Source organism: Streptomyces mirabilis (genome assembly GCF_039503195.1).
In the GTDB taxonomy this organism is placed as follows: Bacteria; Actinomycetota; Actinomycetes; order Streptomycetales; family Streptomycetaceae; genus Streptomyces; species Streptomyces mirabilis_D.
In genome coordinates, this window is record NZ_JBCJKP010000001.1 from 7,435,390 (window position 1) to 7,455,528 (window position 20,139).

At 69.5% G+C, this 20,139-nt stretch carries 13 protein-coding genes; 10 read left to right on the forward strand and 3 right to left on the reverse strand.

Annotated features, from left to right (window positions below; all coding sequences use genetic code 11):
- Window positions 1-12: 12 nt before the first annotated feature.
- A complete protein-coding gene (locus AAFF41_RS34140) occupies window positions 13-2,760 on the reverse strand; it encodes a SpoIIE family protein phosphatase (RefSeq protein WP_319748383.1) in 2,748 nt (915 codons plus the stop codon).
- Window positions 2,761-3,183: 423 nt separating this feature from the next.
- Between AAFF41_RS34140 and AAFF41_RS34145 the strand changes: the two genes are divergently transcribed.
- From AAFF41_RS34145 to AAFF41_RS34190, 10 genes are all read left to right on the forward strand, one after another.
- Complete coding sequence (locus AAFF41_RS34145) at window positions 3,184-8,679, forward strand: HAMP domain-containing protein (protein WP_319748384.1); 5,496 nt, start codon at window positions 3,184-3,186, stop codon at window positions 8,677-8,679.
- Between the two features lie 301 nt (window positions 8,680-8,980).
- Window positions 8,981-9,664: a response regulator gene (locus AAFF41_RS34150; protein WP_054228614.1), complete on the forward strand. Its 684-nt coding sequence runs from the start codon at window positions 8,981-8,983 to the stop codon at window positions 9,662-9,664.
- A 124-nt stretch (window positions 9,665-9,788) separates the two neighbouring features.
- The gene (locus tag AAFF41_RS34155) at window positions 9,789-12,527 is read left to right on the forward strand and encodes a DNA translocase FtsK (RefSeq protein WP_343325136.1); all 2,739 of its coding nucleotides are present in this window, start codon (window positions 9,789-9,791) and stop codon (window positions 12,525-12,527) included.
- 313 nt (window positions 12,528-12,840) lie between these two features.
- Window positions 12,841-13,695, forward strand: coding sequence for a helix-turn-helix domain-containing protein (locus tag AAFF41_RS34160; RefSeq protein WP_343325137.1), 855 nt, complete (start codon window positions 12,841-12,843; stop codon window positions 13,693-13,695).
- Window positions 13,696-13,837: 142 nt separating this feature from the next.
- The gene (gene rimO, locus AAFF41_RS34165) at window positions 13,838-15,325 is read left to right on the forward strand and encodes a 30S ribosomal protein S12 methylthiotransferase RimO (protein WP_097286478.1); all 1,488 of its coding nucleotides are present in this window, start codon (window positions 13,838-13,840) and stop codon (window positions 15,323-15,325) included.
- Window positions 15,322-16,035 carry a CDP-diacylglycerol--glycerol-3-phosphate 3-phosphatidyltransferase gene (gene pgsA, locus AAFF41_RS34170; protein ID WP_343325138.1) on the forward strand — a complete coding sequence of 238 codons (714 nt, stop codon included), beginning with the start codon at window positions 15,322-15,324 and terminating at the stop codon, window positions 16,033-16,035. Before rimO ends, pgsA begins: the two co-directional genes overlap by 4 nt.
- Window positions 16,032-16,577 (forward strand): CinA family protein, encoded by a 546-nt coding sequence (locus AAFF41_RS34175; RefSeq protein ID WP_097286480.1) that lies wholly within the window; start codon window positions 16,032-16,034, stop codon window positions 16,575-16,577. The genes pgsA and AAFF41_RS34175 overlap by 4 nt, the downstream gene beginning before the upstream one ends.
- Window positions 16,578-16,686: 109 nt before the next feature.
- Complete coding sequence (locus AAFF41_RS34180) at window positions 16,687-17,064, forward strand: helix-turn-helix domain-containing protein (protein ID WP_054228608.1); 378 nt, start codon at window positions 16,687-16,689, stop codon at window positions 17,062-17,064.
- Between the two features lie 212 nt (window positions 17,065-17,276).
- A complete protein-coding gene (locus tag AAFF41_RS34185) occupies window positions 17,277-17,747 on the forward strand; it encodes a Dps family protein (protein ID WP_054228607.1) in 471 nt (156 codons plus the stop codon).
- 164 nt (window positions 17,748-17,911) lie between these two features.
- Window positions 17,912-18,172 carry a hypothetical protein gene (locus tag AAFF41_RS34190; RefSeq protein WP_319748387.1) on the forward strand — a complete coding sequence of 87 codons (261 nt, stop codon included), beginning with the start codon at window positions 17,912-17,914 and terminating at the stop codon, window positions 18,170-18,172.
- 200 nt (window positions 18,173-18,372) lie between these two features.
- Here the strand turns inward: AAFF41_RS34190 and AAFF41_RS34195 are convergent, their stop codons facing one another.
- Window positions 18,373-19,134 carry an SDR family NAD(P)-dependent oxidoreductase gene (locus AAFF41_RS34195; protein ID WP_319748388.1) on the reverse strand — a complete coding sequence of 254 codons (762 nt, stop codon included), beginning with the start codon at window positions 19,132-19,134 and terminating at the stop codon, window positions 18,373-18,375.
- A 90-nt stretch (window positions 19,135-19,224) separates the two neighbouring features.
- The gene (locus AAFF41_RS34200; protein ID WP_343325140.1) at window positions 19,225-20,061 is read right to left on the reverse strand and encodes a DNA-formamidopyrimidine glycosylase family protein; all 837 of its coding nucleotides are present in this window, start codon (window positions 20,059-20,061) and stop codon (window positions 19,225-19,227) included.
- Window positions 20,062-20,139 lie beyond the last annotated feature (78 nt).

Consider the following 20,139-nt stretch of genomic DNA (forward strand, 5'->3'; position numbering starts at 1 on the left):
TCGCGTCCGACCTCAGTCCCGCTGAAGGCCCGGCACCCGCATCGCCAGAATCGCCATGTCGTCGGACGGGGCGTCGGAGGCGAAGCGCTCGACCGCGCGCATGATGCGGGCGGCCACCGCTCCCGCCGTGAGGCCCGTACACGTGGTGAGGACGTCCGCGAGGCCGTCGTCGCCCAACATGCGGGTGCCCTCACGGCGTTCGGTGACGCCGTCCGTCACACACAGCAGTACGTCGCCCGGGTCGAGGGTGATGGTCTGCTCGTACAGCTCCAGGTCCTCCATGACACCCAGGAGGGGCTGCGGTTCGGCGGCCGCTTCTACGGTGCCGTCCTGACGCAGGCGGAGCGGGAGCGGGTGGCCCGCGCAGACCACCTTCAGCATGGCGCTGCCGTCCTCCTGGGGCCACAACTCGCCGTAGAGCAGGGTCAGGAAGCGGCTGCGGGCGCCCTCGTCCAGGATCGCGGAGTTCAGGCGCTCCAGGACCGCGGGGCCGCCGAAGCCCTCGCGGGCCAGGAGGCGCAGGGCGTGCCGGGCGAGGCCCGTGACCGCCGCCGCCTCCGGGCCCGTACCGCAGACGTCGCCGATGGCGAAGCCGTAGACGCCGTCACGGATCGGGAAGAGGTCGTAGAAGTCGCCGCCGACCTCGTTGCCCTCGCCGGCCGCGCGGTAGATGACCTCGACCTCGACGCCGTCGATGTGCGGGAGGTCGGGCGGCAGGAGGCTGCGCTGGAGGGACTGGCTGATGGCCGTGCGCTCCGAGTACAGGCGGGCGTTGTCGAGGGCCAAGGCGGCCCTGCGGGACAGGTCCTCGGCCAGTTCCAGGATTTCCTGGCGGAAGTGTTCGTCGGAGGGCTTGCCGAGCGTCAGCATGCCGATGACGCGGTTGCGGGCGACCAGGGGCAGGACGACGGTCTCGCCGCCGACCGCCGCGGCCGTCGCCAGGGTCGTACCGATGCCGGAGGTGACCGAGGCGGGCTCGCCGAGGCCCAGGCTGCGCATGGAGGTGCGCAGGGCGGCCTGGTGGGCCGCCTCGCCCGGGGCCGCCCAGACGCGGGCGCCGGGGGTGGGGACCGGGTCCGGTGGGGCGATCTTCGAGAGCAGGGCCTTGAGACCGTCGATGCGTTCCTCGTCCTCGTGCAGGACGTACGAGAGGTACGGGTCCGAGGCCTGGTCGGCGATCGTGTAGACCGCGCACCAGGTGGCGAGGGTCGGGACCGTCATCTGGGCCATGAGGGCGAGGGTCTGGTCGCGGTCCAGGGTGCCGGCGAGGAGGTCGGAGGCCTCGACGAGGAAGCTCAGCGAGCCGCGGCGCAGGCGTTCCAGCTCGCCCAGGCGGGCCGATTCCACCGCGAGCGCGATGCGGTCGGCGGCGAACTGGAGGCGCAGTGCCTCCTCGTTCGAGTAGCGGGAGGGTCCCTCGGCCGCGACACCGAGGGAGCCGGTGAGGCGGCCCTCGACCTTCAGCGGGACCGTGACGACCGAGCGCATGCCGGTGCCGGCCAGCAGCGGTACGGCGCCGGGGACGACCGTCAGGTCCTCGTGGACGGCGGGCATGCGGGCCGAGCCGTAGCGGCCGGGGCCCGCCTCGACGGGGACGCGGGCGAAGCGCTGGCGGGCGGAGGGCAGGCCCGTCGAGGCGCGTACCTCCAACTCCGTCTCGTCGTCGGTCGCGAGGAGCAGGAAGGCGGAGTCGCCGTCGAGCATGTCGCGGGCGCGCTCCACCGTGCGCTGGAGGAGGCCGTCCAGGTCGTCCGGGGCGGGGGAGCCGATGAAGACCTCGAAAGGGTCCGTGGCCTGGCCCTCGGAGCTGGTCGTCGTGTCGGTGGCCGACGCCCGCAACGGGGTCTGAAGCACGGCGCGTTCGTGGTCGCGTACGAGGAGGCAGACCGTGGAGGGCTCGCCGCCCGTGTCGCGGACGCGGAGGTGGGAGGCGTAGACCGGGGTCACGCGGCCGCTCGCGGCCCGGAGCCCGTAACTGCCCTCCCAGCGCGAGAGTTGGAGGGCCTCGACGATGCCGGTGCTGGTGCCCGGGGTGTGCGGCCAGGCCGCGAGGTCGGTGAGGGGCTTGCCGATGACCTGCTCGGCGGCGTACCCGAAGAGGTCCTCCGCGTCCTCGTTCCAGGCCGAGATGGCGCCGACGCGGTCGATCTGGATCACCGCGACGCGGACGCGGCCGTCGGCGAGCGGAAGGAGGTGGGCGGGGAGGGAGGGGCCCGCGGTGCGGGTGCCGACCGGGCGATCGGGGAGGTCGAGGTGGAACCAGACCTGCTTGTGCGTGGGGGAGTAGTCGACGCCCCAGCGGCCGGCCAGGGCGGCGCACAACTGGAGTCCGCGCCCGCCCTCACGGTCGGGGCTGCTCATATTCACAGCCGTCGCCTGGAGTGGAATTTCACGTTCCGGGTAGCGGTCCGCCACCTCGATGCGTACGCCTTCGTCGCTGCGCAGACACAGAACGTCCGCGGAGGTGCCCGCATGCACGACAGCATTGGTGACGAGTTCGCTGGTCAGGACGACCGCGTCGTCGACGATGTCGGCGAAGCCCCAGCCCTGGAGGGTGTCGCGGACGAAGGATCTGGCGGTCGCGACCGATCGCCCGACGGGATCGAAACTGGCGGCCGCGCGCGCGGTGATCACAGCACTCCTTGTCCGGTTGTCGGCGTGCGGGGCCCCGTGGGCGACCCGCTCCTGCCGGGGCAGTGCCTGGTTCCCCGTCGGCCGAGGATCCTGGGGCTGTCCCCCAGGATGCAGTCCGGTGGTCATGGTGCGGTGCCCCTCCGATGCCTGCCCGCTCGTTCTTGTGCCACCGCCCAGGCCGGACAAACCGGTGTGGCTGGACAGCCGCATGCAAGGTTACTTACCTTCGCCGTCCATGCGGATGCCGGTCACCGGTGTTTCCGTCGGGAGAGGGGCAGAGTTTCCGTTCGGACAGGTGCCTGTGTTTCCGTCCTGACGAGGCTGTGCCCGCCTCCGGGCGGTGTGCGGACGATGTGCGAAGCTGCCGAACTGTTATGGCCTGGTTCAGCCGGGGTGAAACACTGGGCAAGCTCCAGTGAGAAGGTCGGACAGGCCGAGTGCCTGCCAGGTTCGCCGAGCAAGTAGTACCTGAGCACGAGCAGTAGTACCCGAGCAAGCAGTACCCGAGTACGCCGAGCAGTAATGGTCGACCCTTGCGGGAGGGACACAGTGGAGTCTGGCGCAGCGACGCGGGGCGGTAAGACGCGCGCAGAAGACGGACAGTCCCTGAACAACCGGCGCACACCACGCAATGGCACCACCGAGGTGGATACGGCTGCCCTGAACAGGCTGCTGACGGCTCTGGTGTCGATGCGGGACGGCAATTTCCGCAAGCGCCTCACGGTCTCCGGTGATGGCGTGATGTCGGAGATCGCGGCTGTCTTCAACGAGGTGGCGGACCGGAATCTGCATCTGACGGGTGAGCTGTCGCGGGTGCGGCGGGTGGTCGGGCGTGAGGGAAAGCTCACGGAGCGGCTGGAGTCGGGCGCCTGCGAGGGTTCCTGGGGTACCGCGATCGACGCGTCGAACGCGCTCGTCGACGACCTCGTACGACCGGTCTCCGAGGTCGGCCGGGTGCTGTCCGCGGTGGCGGAGGGCGATCTGTCGCCGCGTATGGAACTGCGGGCGCAGGCGGCGGACGGCAACGGGCATCCGCTGCGCGGGGAGTTCCTGAAGGTCGGACGGACGGTCAACAACCTGGTCGACCAGCTGTCGACGTTCACCGACGAGGTCACGCGGGTGGCCAGCGAGGTGGGCACCGAGGGCAAACTGGGCGGGCAGGCCCGGGTGCGTGGAATGTCCGGTTCGTGGAAGGACCTCACGGATTCGGTCAACACCATGGCGTACCGGCTGACGGCACAGGTACGTGACATCGCTCTCGTGACGACGGCGGTCGCGAAGGGCGACTTGTCCCGGAAGGTCACGGTCCATGTGGCCGGCGAGATGCTGGAGCTGAAGAACACCGTCAACACGATGGTGGATCAGCTGTCCTCGTTCTCCTCCGAGGTGACGCGCGTCGCACGTGAGGTGGGCACCGAGGGCGAGCTCGGCGGCCAGGCGCAGGTGCCCGGTGTGGCCGGTGTGTGGAAGGACCTCACCGATTCGGTGAACCTGATGGCCGGCAACCTCACGGCCCAGGTGCGCGGGATCGCGCAGGTGACGACGGCCGTCGCGAGCGGTGACCTGTCGCAGAAGGTGACCGTTTCCGCACGCGGCGAGGTCGCGCAGCTCGCCGAGACGATCAACCAGATGACCGAGACGCTGCGGACGTTCGCGGACGAGGTCACGCGTGTGGCCAACGAGGTCGGTGGCGAGGGGCGGCTCGGCGGTCAGGCGAACGTGCCGGGCGCGGCGGGGACGTGGAAGGACCTGACGGACTCCGTCAACACGGTCTTCCGGAACCTCACGACCCAGGTACGGGACATCGCCGCGGTGACGACGGCGGTGGCCAACGGTGATCTGTCGCAGAAGGTCACCGTCGACGTGGCCGGCGAGATGCTGGAGCTGAAGAACACCGTCAACACGATGGTCGACCAGCTCTCGTCGTTCGGTGTCGAGGTCACGCGCGTGGCGCGCGAGGTCGGTGTCGAGGGTGAACTGGGCGGCCAGGCGCAGGTGCCGGGTGTGGCCGGTACGTGGAAGGACCTCACCGACTCCGTCAACACGGCGTTCCGGAACCTGACGGGCCAGGTCCGCAACATCGCGCAGGTGACGACGGCGGTCGCGAACGGTGACCTGTCTCAGAAGGTGACGGTCGACGTCTCGGGAGAGATGCTCCAGCTGAAGAACACCGTCAACACGATGGTGGACCAGCTGTCCTCGTTCGCCGACCAGGTGACGCGGATGGCCCGGGACGTGGGCACGGAGGGCCGCCTCGGCGGTCAGGCCCGCGTGGACGGCGTGTCCGGCACGTGGAAGGAACTCACCGACTCCGTCAACTTCATGGCGGGGAACCTGACCTCGCAGGTACGACAGATCGCCCAGGTCACCACGGCGGTGGCGCGGGGTGACCTGTCGCAGAAGATCGACGTGGACGCGCGCGGTGAGATCCTGGAGCTGAAGAACACCATCAACACGATGGTCGACCAGCTCTCCGCCTTCGCGGACCAGGTGACGCGGGTGGCCCGTGAGGTGGGTACGGAGGGCCGTCTCGGCGGTCAGGCACAGGTGCCCGGCGTCGCCGGTGTGTGGCGTGACCTGACGGACTCGGTGAACGGCATGGCGGGCAACCTCACCGCCCAGGTGCGCAACATCGCGCAGGTCGCGACCGCGGTGGCGCGGGGCGACCTGTCGCAGAAGATCGACGTGGACGCGCGCGGCGAGATCCTGGAGCTGAAGAACACCCTCAACACGATGGTGGACCAGCTCTCGAACTTCGCCGAGCAGGTGACGCGGGTGGCCCGTGAAGTGGGGACGGAGGGCATGCTCGGGGGTCAGGCGGAGGTGCAGGGTGTCTCCGGCACCTGGAAGGACCTCACGCAGTCCGTGAACTTCATGGCGAACAACCTGACCATCCAGGTCCGCAACATCGCCGAGGTCACGACGGCGGTCGCCATGGGCGACCTGTCGAAGAAGATCACCGTCGACGCCAAGGGCGAGATCCTCGAACTCGTCACCACCGTGAACACGATGGTGGACCAGCTGTCGTCCTTCGCCGAGCAGGTGACCCGGGTGGCCCGCGAGGTGGGCACCGAGGGCATCCTCGGCGGGCAGGCCCATGTGCCCGGTGTCACGGGCATCTGGAAGGACCTCAGCAACAACGTGAACCTGATGGCCAACAACCTGACCATGCAGGTGCGCAACATCTCCCAGGTCGCCGCGGCCGTCGCCAACGGCGATCTGACCCGTACGGTGACGATCGAGGCGCGTGGCGAGGTCGCGCAGCTCGCCGACACCTTCAACACCATGGTGAAGACGCTGAGTTCGTTCGCCGACCAGGTCACCAAGGTGGCCCGCGAGGTGGGCACGGACGGCATCCTCGGCGGGCAGGCGCGCGTCCCGGGTGTGGCCGGTACGTGGAAGGACCTCACCGAGTCCGTGAACGGGATGGCGTCCAACCTGACCGGTCAGGTGCGCAACATCGCGATGGTCACGACGGCCATCGCCAAGGGCGACCTCACCAAGAAGATCGACATCGACGCGCGCGGCGAGATCCTGGAGCTGAAGACCACCATCAACACGATGGTCGACCAGCTGTCGTCCTTCGCCGAGGAGGTCACCCGAGTCGCCCGCGAGGTGGGTACCGAGGGGCAACTGGGCGGTCAGGCACGCGTGCGTGACGTCGACGGCACCTGGCGCGACCTCACCGAGTCGGTGAACGAGATGGCCGGGAACCTGACCCGGCAGGTGCGTGCCATCGCGCGCGTGGCGACCGCGGTGACCCGCGGCGACCTGAACCTGAAGATCGACGTGGACGCCTCGGGCGAGATCCAGGAACTTCAGGACTACATCAACAAGATGATCGCCAACCTGCGCGACACCACCATCGCCAACAAGGAACAGGACTGGCTCAAGGGCAACCTCGCCCGTATCTCCGCCCTGATGCAGGGGCGCCGCGACCTCGACGACGTGGCCTCGCTGATCATGAGTGAGCTGACGCCGGTGGTCTCGGCGCAGCACGGCGCGTTCTTCCTCTCCATGCCGCTGGTCGACGGCAAGGAGGCGGGCAACGACGAGGACGCGTACGAGCTGCGCATGCTCGGCTCGTACGGCTACTCGATGGGCTCCATGCCGACGTCGTTCCGGCCCGGTGAGGCGCTGATCGGGACGGCCGCGCAGGAGAAGCGCACGATCCTGGTGGAGAACGCGCCGAGCGGCTACCTGAAGATCTCGTCCGGGCTCGGCGAGGCGCCCCCGGCGCAGGTGATCGTGCTTCCGGTGCTCTTCGAGGGGACCGTGCTGGGTGTGATCGAGCTGGCGTCCTTCACGCCGTTCACGCAGATCCAGAGGGACTTCCTGAACCAGATCGCCGAGATGATCGCGACGAGCGTCAACACCATCTCCGTCAACACCAAGACGGAGGTTCTGCTCAAGCAGTCGCAGGAGCTCACCGAGCAGCTGCGGGAGCGCTCGGCGGAGTTGGAGAACCGGCAGAAGGCCCTTCAGGACTCCAACGCGGAACTGGAGGACAAGGCCGAGCTGCTGGCCCAGCAGAACCGCGACATCGAGGTCAAGAACACCGAGATCGAAGAGGCGCGGCAGGTCCTGGAGGAGCGTGCCGAGCAGCTCGCGGTCTCCATGCGCTACAAGAGCGAGTTCCTGGCGAACATGTCGCACGAGTTGCGGACGCCGCTCAACTCCCTGCTGATCCTCGCGAAGTTGCTCGCCGACAACGCCGAGTCGAACCTGACTCCGAAGCAGGTCGAGTTCGCGGAAACGATCCACGGAGCGGGTTCCGACCTGCTCCAGCTGATCAACGACATCCTCGATCTGTCGAAGGTCGAGGCGGGCAAGATGGACGTGTCGCCGACCCGCATCGCGCTGGTCCAACTCGTCGACTACGTAGAGGCCACTTTCCGTCCTCTGACAGCGGAGAAGGGCCTCGACTTCTCCGTCCGGGTGTCGCCGGAACTGCCCGCCACGCTGCACACCGACGAGCAGCGCCTCCTTCAGGTGCTGCGCAACCTGCTCTCCAACGCGGTGAAGTTCACCGACTCCGGAGCGGTCGAATTGGTGATCCGGCCCGCCGGCGCGGATGTCCCGGTGGCGATCCGGGAGCAGCTCCTGGAGGCGGGTTCGCTGCGGGACGCGGACGCCGGTCTGATCGCGTTCTCGGTGACCGACACCGGCATCGGGATCGCCGCCAGCAAGATGCGGGTGATTTTCGAGGCCTTCAAGCAGGCGGACGGTACGACGAGCAGGAAGTACGGCGGTACGGGTCTGGGGCTGTCCATCTCGCGGGAGATCGCGCGTCTGCTGGGCGGTGAGATCCACGCCCAGAGCGAGCCGGGACGCGGTTCGACGTTCACGCTGTATTTGCCGCTGCACCCGAGCGAACTGCCCCCGCAGGGCTACGGGCAGCTCGCGCCCGCCCTGGAAGCCGGGGAGTTGCTCGCCTCGGAGGCGGAGCTGTCCGGGGTCGACATCGAGACGCCGGCCGAGGTGAAGTCGTACCAGGAGACGCAGAACGGGCCCGCCGCGCTCTTCAGGCGGCGCCGCAGGGCGCTGCCCTCGACCGAGCAGCGCCCGGGGCTGCCGGGGCCGAACGGGGCCGCGGGTGCCGCTCAGGAGCAGTGGGCGGCCGGGGCGCAGCAGGAGGCGGCGCCGCAGCCGCGCCGAGGCATCCGGTTCGAGGGCGAGAAGGTGCTGATCGTCGACGACGACATCCGCAACGTGTTCGCGCTCACCAGCGTCCTGGAGCAGCACGGCCTGTCGGTGCTGTACGCGGAGAACGGCCGTGAGGGCATCGAGGTGCTGGAGCAGCACGACGACGTGACGGTCGTCCTGATGGACATCATGATGCCCGAGATGGACGGCTACGCCACGACGACGGCGATTCGCCGGATGCCGCAGTTCGCCGGCCTGCCGATCATCGCGCTCACGGCGAAGGCGATGAAGGGCGACCGGGAGAAGGCCATCGAGTCCGGCGCGTCCGACTATGTCACCAAGCCGGTCGATCCCGACCATCTGCTCTCCGTGATGGAGCAGTGGATGCGCGAGGAGTGAGCGGGATGGGTGTCGCCGGGTGGTGTCGGCGGCCGGGAGGCCGTGCTGTGCGCGCCGAGTCGGCGGCGCGGGGCGTCCGACGTCGTATAACTGACGGTGGCCGAGGCCGTGTAGAAGTGCGGGATTCGGGGAACCTTCTGGTCTCCCGCTACGTTTCTGCTACGTGCACAGTGACATCGCGGTGACAGGGTGTGGCGACAGGCGGGGTGCGGCTACCATGACCGGCACAAGGACGGGCGACGCAAGGGAGTCGTCCCCTGGGGCGGCGCCCGGTGCACTGCCGGGGCGAGGAGGGCGGGCCATGGTGCAGAAGGCCAAGATCCTTCTGGTCGATGACCGGCCGGAGAATCTGCTGGCGCTGGAGGCGATCCTCTCCGCGCTCGATCAGACACTGGTACGGGCATCGTCCGGAGAGGAAGCGCTCAAAGCGCTACTGACCGACGACTTCGCGGTCATTCTGCTGGACGTCCAGATGCCTGGAATGGACGGTTTCGAAACCGCGGCGCACATCAAGCGGCGTGAACGGACTCGGGACATCCCGATCATCTTTCTCACGGCGATCAACCACGGCCCGCACCACACCTTCCGGGGGTACGCGGCGGGTGCGGTGGACTACATCTCCAAGCCGTTCGACCCATGGGTGCTGCGTGCGAAGGTCTCGGTCTTCGTCGAGCTCTACATGAAGAACTGCCAACTGCGCGAGCAGGCAGCGCTGCTGCGGCTGCAGCTGGAGGGCGGCGGCAAGACGGCGCTCGGCTCGGCCAAGGAGCCGGCCGGTCTCCTCGCCGAACTCTCCGCGCGGCTCGCGGCCGTTGAGGAGCAGGCCGAGGCGCTGTCCAAGCAGCTCGACGACGACTCGGCGGACGCGGCGGCGGTGGCGACCGCGGCCCATCTCGAACGCAAACTCACGGGACTGCGCCGGGCGCTGGACGCGTTGGAGCCGGGCACGGGAAGCGGCGCACCGTCGGTGCCGTCGCAGAACTGACCTCCGAGGAGTCCGCCGTTCGCGGTGAGCGCGCGTCAGTTCTGGTCCCTGGTGCGGGCGACACGAACGGGTGAAGCAGTAGGCACACGTGTCCGCTGTCGTCTCCACCGGTAACCTCACACTCATGGCCTCACGTCAGTCCGCAGCCAAGAAGCCGCCCGCGAAGAAGGCGGCCGCTCCGACGAAGGCTCCGGCGAAGAAGGCCCCCGCGAAAAAGGCAGCCGCCAAGAAGGCGCCCGCCAAGAAGGTCGCGGCGAAGAAGGCCCCACCCGCGTCGGCGCCCAACCCCACCGCGGGTGTGTACAAGCTCGTACGCGCCGTGTGGCTGGGGCTCGCGCATGCCGTCGGCGCGATGTTCCGCGGCATAGGACGGGGCGCGAAGGGGCTCGACCCGGCGCATCGCAAGGACGGACTCGCGCTGCTGCTGATCGGGATCGCGCTGATCGTCGCGGCAGGCACCTGGTCCAACCTGCACGGTCCCGTCGGCGACCTCGTCGAGATGCTGGTGACGGGTGCCTTCGGCCGCCTCGACCTGCTGGTGCCGATACTGCTCGCGGTCATCGCCGCCCGCTTCATCCTGCATCCCGAGAAGCCGGAGGCCAACGGGCGCATCGTGATCGGCCTGTCCGCGCTCGTCATCGGCGTCCTCGGCCAGGTCCACATCGCCTGCGGGGCGCCCGCGCGCAGCGACGGCATGCAGGCGATAAGGGACGCGGGCGGGCTCATCGGCTGGGGGGCGTCGACGCCGCTGACGTACATGATGGGTGACGTCCTCGCGGTGCCGTTGCTCGTGCTGCTCACGATCTTCGGCCTGCTGGTCGTCACGGCGACCCCTGTCAACGCGATCCCGCAGCGGCTGCGGCTGCTCGGTCAGAAGCTGGGCGTCGTCCAGGCCGACCCCGACGAGGACGCCTTCGGTGAGGACGACGAGCGCTACGACGAGCAGTGGCGTGAGGCGCTTCCCGCCCGTTCCCGGCGGCGTGCACGCGCCCCTGAGGGGTACGACGCGGAGAGCGCGGAGGAGGAGGCGCTCACCAAGCGCCGTGGCCGTCCCCGGCGGCCCGGTGTGCAGCAGCCCGACATGAACCGGCCCATGGACGCGGTGGACGTCGCCGCGGCGGCCGCCGCCGCGCTCGACGGCGCCGTGCTGCATGGGATGCCGCCCTCCCCGCTGGTCGCCGATCTGACGCAGGGCGTCACGGCGGAGCGTGACGGCTACGAGGAGACGTCCCCGGTGCCGGCCGCGCGCGCCAAGGTCGTCCCGGGCGCCAAGCGGCCCAAGCAGGAGGCCCTGGCCGTCGAGTCCGTCGTGCCCGACCTCACCAAGTCCGCGCCCGACGCGCCCCGCGACCTGCCCCCGCGCGCGGAGCAGCTCCAGTTGTCCGGCGACATCACCTACTCCCTGCCGTCGCTCGACCTCCTGGAGCGCGGCGGGCCCGGCAAGACGCGCAGCGCCGCCAATGACGCCGTGGTCGCCTCGCTCCAGAACGTCTTCATGGAGTTCAAGGTCGACGCCGCCGTCACCGGCTTCACGCGTGGTCCGACGGTCACGCGCTACGAGGTCGAGCTCGGCCCCGCCGTGAAGGTCGAACGGATCACGGCGCTCACCAAGAACATCGCGTACGCCGTCGCAAGCCCCGACGTGCGGATCATCAGTCCGATCCCCGGCAAGTCGGCGGTCGGCATCGAGATCCCCAACACCGACCGCGAGATGGTCAACCTCGGTGACGTGCTGCGCCTCGCGGACGCGGCGGAGGACGACCACCCGATGCTGGTCGCGCTCGGCAAGGACGTCGAGGGCGGCTATGTGATGGCCAACCTGGCGAAGATGCCGCACGTGCTCGTGGCCGGAGCCACCGGTTCCGGTAAATCCTCGTGCATTAACTGCCTGATTACGTCCGTCATGGTCCGGGCGACCCCCGAGGACGTCCGGATGGTCCTCGTCGACCCCAAGCGGGTCGAGCTGACCGCCTACGAGGGCATCCCGCACCTGATCACGCCGATCATCACCAACCCGAAGCGGGCCGCCGAGGCGCTGCAGTGGGTCGTACGGGAGATGGATCTGCGCTACGACGACCTCGCGGCGTTCGGCTACCGGCACATCGACGACTTCAACGAGGCCATCAGGAACGGCAAGGTGAAGCTGCCCGAGGGCAGCGAGCGCGAGCTGACGCCGTACCCGTATCTGCTGGTGATCGTCGACGAGCTCGCCGACCTGATGATGGTCGCCCCGCGCGACGTCGAGGACGCGATCGTGCGCATCACGCAGCTCGCGCGTGCCGCCGGCATCCACCTGGTGCTCGCCACGCAGCGACCGTCCGTGGACGTCGTCACCGGTCTGATCAAGGCGAACGTGCCGTCCCGGCTCGCGTTCGCCACGTCGTCGCTGGCGGACTCGCGCGTCATCCTCGACCAGCCGGGCGCCGAGAAGCTGATCGGCAAGGGTGACGGGCTCTTCCTGCCGATGGGGGCCAACAAGCCCACCCGTATGCAGGGTGCCTTCGTCACCGAGGACGAGGTCGCGGCCATCGTGCAGCACTGCAAGGACCAGATGGCGCCGGTCTTCCGGGACGACGTCACCGTGGGCACCAAGCAGAAGAAGGAGATCGACGAGGACATCGGCGACGACCTCGACCTGCTGTGCGCCGCCGCCGAACTGGTCGTCACCTCGCAGTTCGGGTCCACCTCGATGCTCCAGCGCAAGCTGCGGGTCGGCTTCGCCAAGGCAGGGCGGCTGATGGACCTCATGGAGTCCCGTGGCATCGTCGGGCCCAGCGAGGGATCCAAGGCGCGTGATGTTCTGGTGAAGGCCGACGAGCTGGACGGAGTGCTCGCCGTGATGCGTGGGGAAGCTGAAGCGTAGAGCTTTTGGCGGAGGGAAACGGGACAGGTCGGTCACCGTACGGGTGAGATCTCGGCGGCTCGGTCATGGCGCGGACGGTTCGCTCCGTGACACGGGGATATTCGAACGTGACTCACCCGTAAGGGAAATACGGGCAACCGTTTCCCTTCGTCGTACGTCAAGTTGAGCGAGGGGACAGGTCCCTGTCCCAACATCATGGTGACCGGCCATTCTGATGGCGTACAAAGTCCCACCGCCCGGTTGCCCCACCCTTTCGTACCCCCCCTAAACTGAACCTCCAGCACAGGTGGCTACACGCTCGAAAGGCGCCCCCGTGTCCATCGGCAACTTCCCTGACGGCAACTCCCCTGAAGACGAGCGCCCGTTCGAAGAGCACCGCGAAGAAGGCCTCTCGGTCGGTCGTGCCTTGCGGCAGGCCCGCATCGAGGCAGGACTGACCGTTGACGACGTCAGCAACGCCACCCGGGTCCGTATCGCCATCGTGCACGCGATCGAGCAGGACGACTTCGCCCCCTGCGGCGGTGATGTGTACGCGCGCGGCCACATCCGGACGCTGGCCCGGGCGGTGCGCATCGATCCGGCCCCGCTGCTCGCCCGCTACGACGCCGAACACGGCGGGCGACCCGCGCCCACCCCCGCCGCCCCGATGTTCGAGGCGGAACGTATCCGTCCCGAGCGCCGCGGGCCGAACTGGACCGCCGCCATGGTCGCGGCGATCGTCGCCGTGATCGGCTTCGTCGGGTTCACCGTGGTCAAGGGCAACGGCGGGAGCGACGCGAAGTCGTCGGTCGCCGAAGGCTCCACACCGACCGCCAGTACGTCCACCACCTCGGCCAGCTCCAAGATCAGCAAGCCCGCCGACCCGAAGCCCGAGCCCACCGACAGCGCCATCGCGGCGGCCCCGCAGGACAAGGTGACCGTCCAGGTGAGCGCCCCCGACGGGCGCAGCTGGATCTCCGCCAAGGACCACAACGGCCGACTGCTCTTCGACGGTCTGCTCAAGCAGGGCGAGTCCAAGACCTTCCAGGACAAGACGAAGATCGACCTGGTCCTCGGCGACGCGGGCGCCATCAAGCTGTACGTGAACGGCAAGAAGATCGACGACCAGTTCCAGCCCGGCCAGGTCGAGCGACTGACGTACACGAAGGGCGACCCCGTCGTCGGATGACTTCGGACGGCCGTGAGGGTCGCACAACGGGCTCACGAAGCGGGCGCACAAAGGGCTCACCGCACAGGCGGGTACGGGGTTGGCCAAGATCGGCCAACCCCGTCGACGTGGGCTGTCAGTGAGACAAAGTAGTCTTGAGCCCATGCCTGAACGCCGTACCGTCGCACTCGTCACCCTTGGCTGCGCCCGTAACGAGGTGGACTCGGAGGAGCTCGCAGGCCGCTTGGAGGCGGACGGCTGGCAACTCGTGGAGGACGCCGAAGAAGCGGACGTCGCCGTCGTCAACACCTGTGGCTTCGTCGAAGCCGCCAAGAAGGACTCCGTCGACGCCCTCCTGGAAGCCAATGACCTCAAGGGGCATGGCAGAACCCAGGCCGTCGTGGCGGTGGGCTGCATGGCCGAGCGGTACGGCAAGGAGCTCGCCGAGGCCCTCCCCGAGGCCGACGGTGTGCTCGGCTTCGATGACTACGCGGACATCTCGGACCGCCTCCAGACCATCCTGAACGGCGGCATCCACGCCTCCCACACCCCCCGCGACCGGCGCAAACTGCTGCCGATCAGCCCCGCCGAGCGGCAGAGCGCGGGCGAGGAGGTGGCCCTTCCCGGCCACGGCGCCCCCTCGGACCTCCCGGAGGGCGTCGCCCCGGTCTCCGGCCCGCGTGCGCCTCTGCGCCGCCGCCTGGACGGCTCCCCGGTGGCCTCGGTGAAGCTCGCCTCCGGCTGCGACCGGCGCTGCTCCTTCTGCGCCATCCCGTCCTTCCGCGGCTCCTTCATCTCGCGCCGCCCCAGCGACGTGCTGAACGAGACCCGCTGGCTGGCCGAGCAGGGCGTCAAGGAGATCATGCTGGTCTCCGAGAACAACACCTCGTACGGCAAGGACCTGGGCGACATCCGCCTCCTGGAGACCATGCTGCCCGAGCTCGCCGAGATCGACGGCATCGAGCGCGTGCGCGTGAGCTACCTCCAGCCCGCCGAGATGCGCCCCGGGCTCATCGACGTGCTGACCTCCACGCCGAACATCGCGCCCTACTTCGACCTGTCCTTCCAGCACTCCGCGCCCGACGTGCTGCGCGCGATGCGGCGCTTCGGCGACACGGACCGCTTCCTGGAGCTGCTCGACACCATCCGCTCCAAGGCCCCGCAGGCCGGCGTGCGGTCCAACTTCATCGTGGGCTTCCCCGGCGAGACCGAGGCCGACCTCGCGGAGCTGGAGCGCTTCCTCACGGGTGCGCGCCTCGACGCCATCGGCGTCTTCGGGTACTCCGACGAGGACGGCACGGAGGCGGCGACGTACGAGAACAAGCTCGACCAGGACGTGGTCGACGAGCGCCTCGCGCGCGTGTCCCGGCTCGCCGAGGAGCTGGTCGCGCAGCGCGCCGAGGAGCGCGTCGGTGAGACCGTCCATGTGCTCGTCGAGTCGGTCGGCTCCGTCGACGGGGAGGAGTGGGGGGCGGTCGGCCGTGCCGCGCACCAGGCGCCCGAGACCGACGGTCAGGTGCAGTTCACGAGCGGCGAAGGTCTGACGGTGGGCCGTATCGTCGAGGCGAAGGTGGTCGGTACGGAAGGTGTCGACCTGGTGGCCGAGCCGCTCCTGGGCTCGCTCCCGTGTACTGAGGAGGCGGCCAGATGACCGGAGCCCCGGCGTCCGCGGCGGGCGGCTCCCCCAGCGCGAACGGCGCGGCGGGCGCTCCCGGCGTTCCCGGGGGCTCCAAGCCGGCGCGGGGCGGGAAGCTGGGCGCTGTGGCCGTCAATCAGGCCAGCCTCTGGAACATCGCGAACATCCTGACCATGATCCGGCTCGTCCTGGTGCCGGGCTTCGTGGCGCTGATGCTGGCCGAGGGCGGGTACGACCCCGCTTGGCGAGCCTGGGCGTGGGCGGCCTTCGCCGTCGCCATGATCACCGACATCTTCGACGGGCACCTGGCGCGTACGTACGACCTGGTCACCGACTTCGGGAAGATCGCGGACCCCATCGCCGACAAGGCGATCATGGGTGCGGCGCTGGTCTGCCTGTCCTACCTCGGTGATCTGCCGTGGTGGGTGACGGGAGTGATCCTCGGGCGCGAGCTCGGGATCACTCTGATGCGTTTCCTGGTGATCCGCTACGGGGTCATTCCGGCCAGCCGTGGCGGCAAGCTGAAGACGCTCGCGCAGGGCACCGCGGTCGGGATGTACGTCCTGGCGCTGACGGGGCCGCTGGCCACCCTGAGATTCTGGGTGATGGCCGTGGCGGTCGTCCTGACCGTCGTCACCGGGCTCGACTACGTAAGACAGGCCGTTGTGCTGCGCAGGAGCGGGATCGCCGAGCGGCAGGCGGCGGCCGAGGAGGCTGAGCGGTGAGTTCTACGGCCGCCGAAGTGCTGCGACTACTCACGGTGAGGGGCGAGACGCTCGCCGTCGCCGAGTCGCTGACCGGTGGTCTGGTGGCGGCGGAGATCACCGCGACGCCCGGGGCCTCCCAGGCCTTCCGGGGCTCCGTGACGGCGTACGCCACCGAACTCAAGCACGAACTGCTGGGAGTCGACGCCACTCTGTTGGCCGAGCGTGGTGCGGTGGATCCGCAGGTCGCGGCCCAGATGGCGGCCGGGGTGCGCAAGGCGCTCGGCGCGGACTGGGGGATCGCCACCACCGGTGTCGCCGGTCCCGAACCCCAGGACGGGCAGCCGGTCGGGACGGTTTTCGTGGCCGTCGACGGCCCGTCCCGAGCATCTTTTCATGCTGCCGGCGGCGGGAAAGTGATACCGCTGCGGTTGAACGGCGACCGGACGGAAATCCGTATGGAGAGTGTACGGAGCGTACTCGCCCTGCTCCTGAAGGAGCTGGCGGGCGAACAGACCGGGAATGAGCGGGCACAGGATACGGAACAGAACGGGGGGTTTTGATGTTTGCAGCCCTGAGTGAACACGACATCGCTCCCCGCACGGCCGCGGCGCAAGGCGGTACGGTGGGGCGTGAAGGATGCGGCTACGCGGTCCGAGGAGGGAGCCACCGATGATTCTGCTCCGTCGCCTGCTTGGTGACGTGCTGCGTCGGCAGCGCCAGCGCCAGGGCCGTACTCTGCGCGAAGTCTCCTCGTCCGCCCGAGTTTCACTCGGCTATCTCTCCGAGGTGGAGCGGGGGCAGAAGGAGGCATCCTCCGAGCTGCTCTCCGCCATCTGCGACGCGCTGGACGTACGGATGTCCGAGCTCATGCGGGAAGTGAGCGACGAGCTCGCTCTCGCCGAGCTGGCCCAGTCTGCAGCGGCCACCGAGCCGGTGCCCACACCGGTGCGCCGTCCGATGCTGAATTCCGTATCGGTCACCGGCGTACCACCGGAACGGGTCACCATCAAGGCGCCAGCCGAGGCGGTCGACGTCGTCGCCGCCTGACGCTCACGAGTTCTCGCTCATGAGCTGAGCATGCTTGTGAAAGCCCCGGCCGGGGCTGCTCCAGGGAAGTCTGGAGCGGTTTCGGCCGGGGCTTTCGATGTCTCCGGGTCCACTCGCTCCAGGTGACCCGAATTGTGCGTCTATGCCATGGTTGATGAGGTCGTGATGGATGAGACCGTTGTTGATGAGGCCGAGTGGATCGGAGAATCCCGATGTACGTCGTGAAGAGCCCGTTGTCCGACGCGGATCTTAAGACCGTGTCCGGCGCCCTCCAGGGAGCGCTGGTCGACCTGGTGGATCTCTCCTTGGTGGCGAAGCAGGTCCACTGGAACGTGGTCGGACCGCGTTTCCGCTCCATCCACCTCCAGCTCGACGAGGTCGTGGACACCGCACGGCTGCACTCCGACACGGTGGCGGAGCGCGCCTCGACGCTCGGGGTCCCGCCCGACGGACGGGCCGCGACCGTGGCCACCACCAGCGGCATCGGTGTGACGCCCGAGGGCTGGATCAAGGACACCGACGCCGTGGGGGAGCTCGTGGACGCGCTGAGCGCGGTGATCAGCCGGATGCGGGTGCGAGTGGACGCGACGGGCGAAGCCGATCCGGTGAGCCAGGACATCTTCATCCAGATCACCGCCGACCTCGAGAAGCATCACTGGATGTTCCAGGCGGAGAACGGGTGACGCCCGGAGGCGGGCGGCTCACGGTGGTGACCGCCGGGCGCTCCGTGGGGGCCGCGGGGCGCCATGGTCGGCTTCGGATGTGCCTTGGGTGCGCCTCTGTGCCGTTGGTGCGCCCTGCCGGTGGGTGAGAGCGCGGGTCTAGCTTCGGGCTGGAGGTGGACACCATGGCAGGGCGGATAGGGCGCTGGGGGGCAGTGCTGGGGCTCGGTGCGCTGTGGTGGTGGGGCGTCCTCCGGCTCGCGCTGGCGCCCGATGCCGGGGCGCTGGAAGGGGCGGTCGTGGCCGGGGGATGGGGGTTGAGCCTGCTACCGGTGCACTGTGTGCCGAAGGCGGAGGTCGTGCGCGCCGACGCCGGGGCGCACGGGCGGCGGGAGGGGTGGCTACGGCGTGGGGCGCGTCGGGAGCGCGAGCCGGGGGCTTCGTAGGGGCGGGGCGCTTGGTGGAAGGGGCGGGGGACGGGTGCGGCGCGTTGGGGGGCGCGTGGTGCCTGGGGCTCGGTGCGGGAGGGGGCTGGGCTCAGCGGGGGCGGGTGCAGAGGGGAGACGCCGCAGGGCGGATGCCCGGGGGTGGCGGCGTGGGGGTGCCGCTGGGGTTGCTGGGGGCGGCGTGGAGGTGCTGCTGGGGGCTACCAAGGCATCGCTACGCCGCCGTTCGGGCGCAGGATCTGCCCCGTCGTGAACGCCGAAGCGTCGGAGGCCAGGTGCAGCACGGCGTGGGCGATGTCCTCGGGTTCGCCGACCCGGCCGAGTGGCGACAGCCGGGCCATGACCGCTTCCGTGCGCGCCTGGGCGTCCCCGTGACGGTCGGTCATCGGCGTACGTGTCCAGCCGGGCGCGACCGCGTTGACACGGATGCCGTGCGGGCCGATCTCGGTCGCCAGGGTCTTCGTCAGCTGCACGACGGCCGCCTTCGACGCGCCGTAGCAGAGCAGGCCGGGGCCGCCGGTGTCGATGGCGCCGGACGCCATCGTGATGATGCTCCCGCGGACGCTCTTCTCGATCATGAGGAGGGCGGCCTCCTGGCAGGCGTACAGCACGCCCTTGAAGTTGACGCCCAGTACGCGGTCGAGGTCCTCGTCCCGGGTCTCCAGGACCGGGCTGCTGTGCATGATCCCGGCGACCGCCGCCATGACGTCGAGCCGTTCGCAGGACGCGACGGCCTGTCGGAGTTGCGCACGGTCGCCGACGTCGAGCGGATGTGTGTGGGCCGTACCGCCCTGGGCCTTGATGAGGGTCGCCGTCTCGTGCAGGCCCTGCGGGTCCCGGTCCGCGCAGTGGACGGCGGCTCCCGCCTCCGCCAGCAGGACGGCTGACGCGCGGCCGATCCCGCTGGCGGCGCCGGTGACGAATGCGGTGCGTCCGGTGAGGTCGTACGCCTTGACGGGCATGAAGGGACGGTACGAGGGTTTCTGACGGGCCGTCAATTAGTTGTACGGCAAGGAGTTGGTCGTACGGCGGGTAGTTGTGCGGCGGGTGGTCTACGGGAGGGGCCGGCGCTCGGAGGGCGGGATACGGCCCAGGGGCGGAGTCGGGCCCGTCTGGCACGTCGGACACCAGTACGTGGGGCGCTCTCGGGAGCCGTCGCCCTGGTCGGCCCGGCGGATCGAGGTGCCACAGCGCAGACAGGGGCGGGGTGCGCGGCCGTACACGAAGAGGTTCTGGTCGCGGCGGCCGGTGGTGATGCGGGTCGGGCGGTCGCGGTTGGTCTCCAGGAGCTTCTTGGCCAGGGGCGGGAGCAGGGTGGCACGGTCGGCGGGAAGCTCACCGATGGGCAGCCAGGGGGTGACCCGGAGGAGGAAGCACAGCTCGCTCTTGTAGACATTGCCGATCCCGGCGAGGTTGCGCTGGTCGAGGAGGGCCTCGCCGAGGGAGCGGGCGGGGTCTTGGAGGAGGTTCTCCAAGGCGCTGTCGGGGTTCCAGTCCGGGCCGAGGAGGTCGGGGCCGAGGTGGCCGACGGCGCGGTCCTCGTCCGCGGTGCGGAGCAACTCCAGGACGGGGAGCCGGTAGCCGACGGCCGTGCGGTCCGCGGTGCCGAGGATGGCCCGGATCTGGTGGGCGGGGCCGCCGCTCCAGCGCCGGCCGTTCTCGTACACCTTCCAGGAGCCGTCCATCCGCAGATGCGAGTGCAGGGTCAGGCCGCCCTCGATCCGGGTCAGGAGGTGCTTGCCGCGCGGGGTGACGTCCAGGACGGCGCGGCCGGTGAGGTCGGCGGTGGCGTACTTGGGCACCCGCAGATCGGAGCGGGTCAGCACGTTGCCCGCGAGGGCGGTGTGCAGCCGCCTCGCGGCTTGCCAGACGGTGTCTCCTTCGGGCATGGGTTCCAGGGTGGCACGAGTGGGGTGGGGTGCGGCGGGGTGGGGGCGGCGTCAGGTGGGATGCGGGTATGTGGGGTG

Coding starts and splice junctions, on each gene's coding strand:
- AAFF41_RS34180 (WP_054228608.1), top strand. CDS start 16,687: ATGATTCTGCTCCGTCGCCTGCTTGGTGACGTGCTGCGTCGGCAGCGC.
- AAFF41_RS34155 (WP_343325136.1), top strand. CDS start 9,789: ATGGCCTCACGTCAGTCCGCAGCCAAGAAGCCGCCCGCGAAGAAGGCG.
- AAFF41_RS34140 (WP_319748383.1), bottom strand. CDS start 2,760: ATGACCACCGGACTGCATCCTGGGGGACAGCCCCAGGATCCTCGGCCG.
- AAFF41_RS34185 (WP_054228607.1), top strand. CDS start 17,277: ATGTACGTCGTGAAGAGCCCGTTGTCCGACGCGGATCTTAAGACCGTG.
- AAFF41_RS34195 (WP_319748388.1), bottom strand. CDS start 19,134: ATGCCCGTCAAGGCGTACGACCTCACCGGACGCACCGCATTCGTCACC.
- AAFF41_RS34190 (WP_319748387.1), top strand. CDS start 17,912: ATGGCAGGGCGGATAGGGCGCTGGGGGGCAGTGCTGGGGCTCGGTGCG.
- rimO (WP_097286478.1), top strand. CDS start 13,838: ATGCCTGAACGCCGTACCGTCGCACTCGTCACCCTTGGCTGCGCCCGT.
- AAFF41_RS34150 (WP_054228614.1), top strand. CDS start 8,981: ATGGTGCAGAAGGCCAAGATCCTTCTGGTCGATGACCGGCCGGAGAAT.
- AAFF41_RS34200 (WP_343325140.1), bottom strand. CDS start 20,061: ATGCCCGAAGGAGACACCGTCTGGCAAGCCGCGAGGCGGCTGCACACC.
- pgsA (WP_343325138.1), top strand. CDS start 15,322: ATGACCGGAGCCCCGGCGTCCGCGGCGGGCGGCTCCCCCAGCGCGAAC.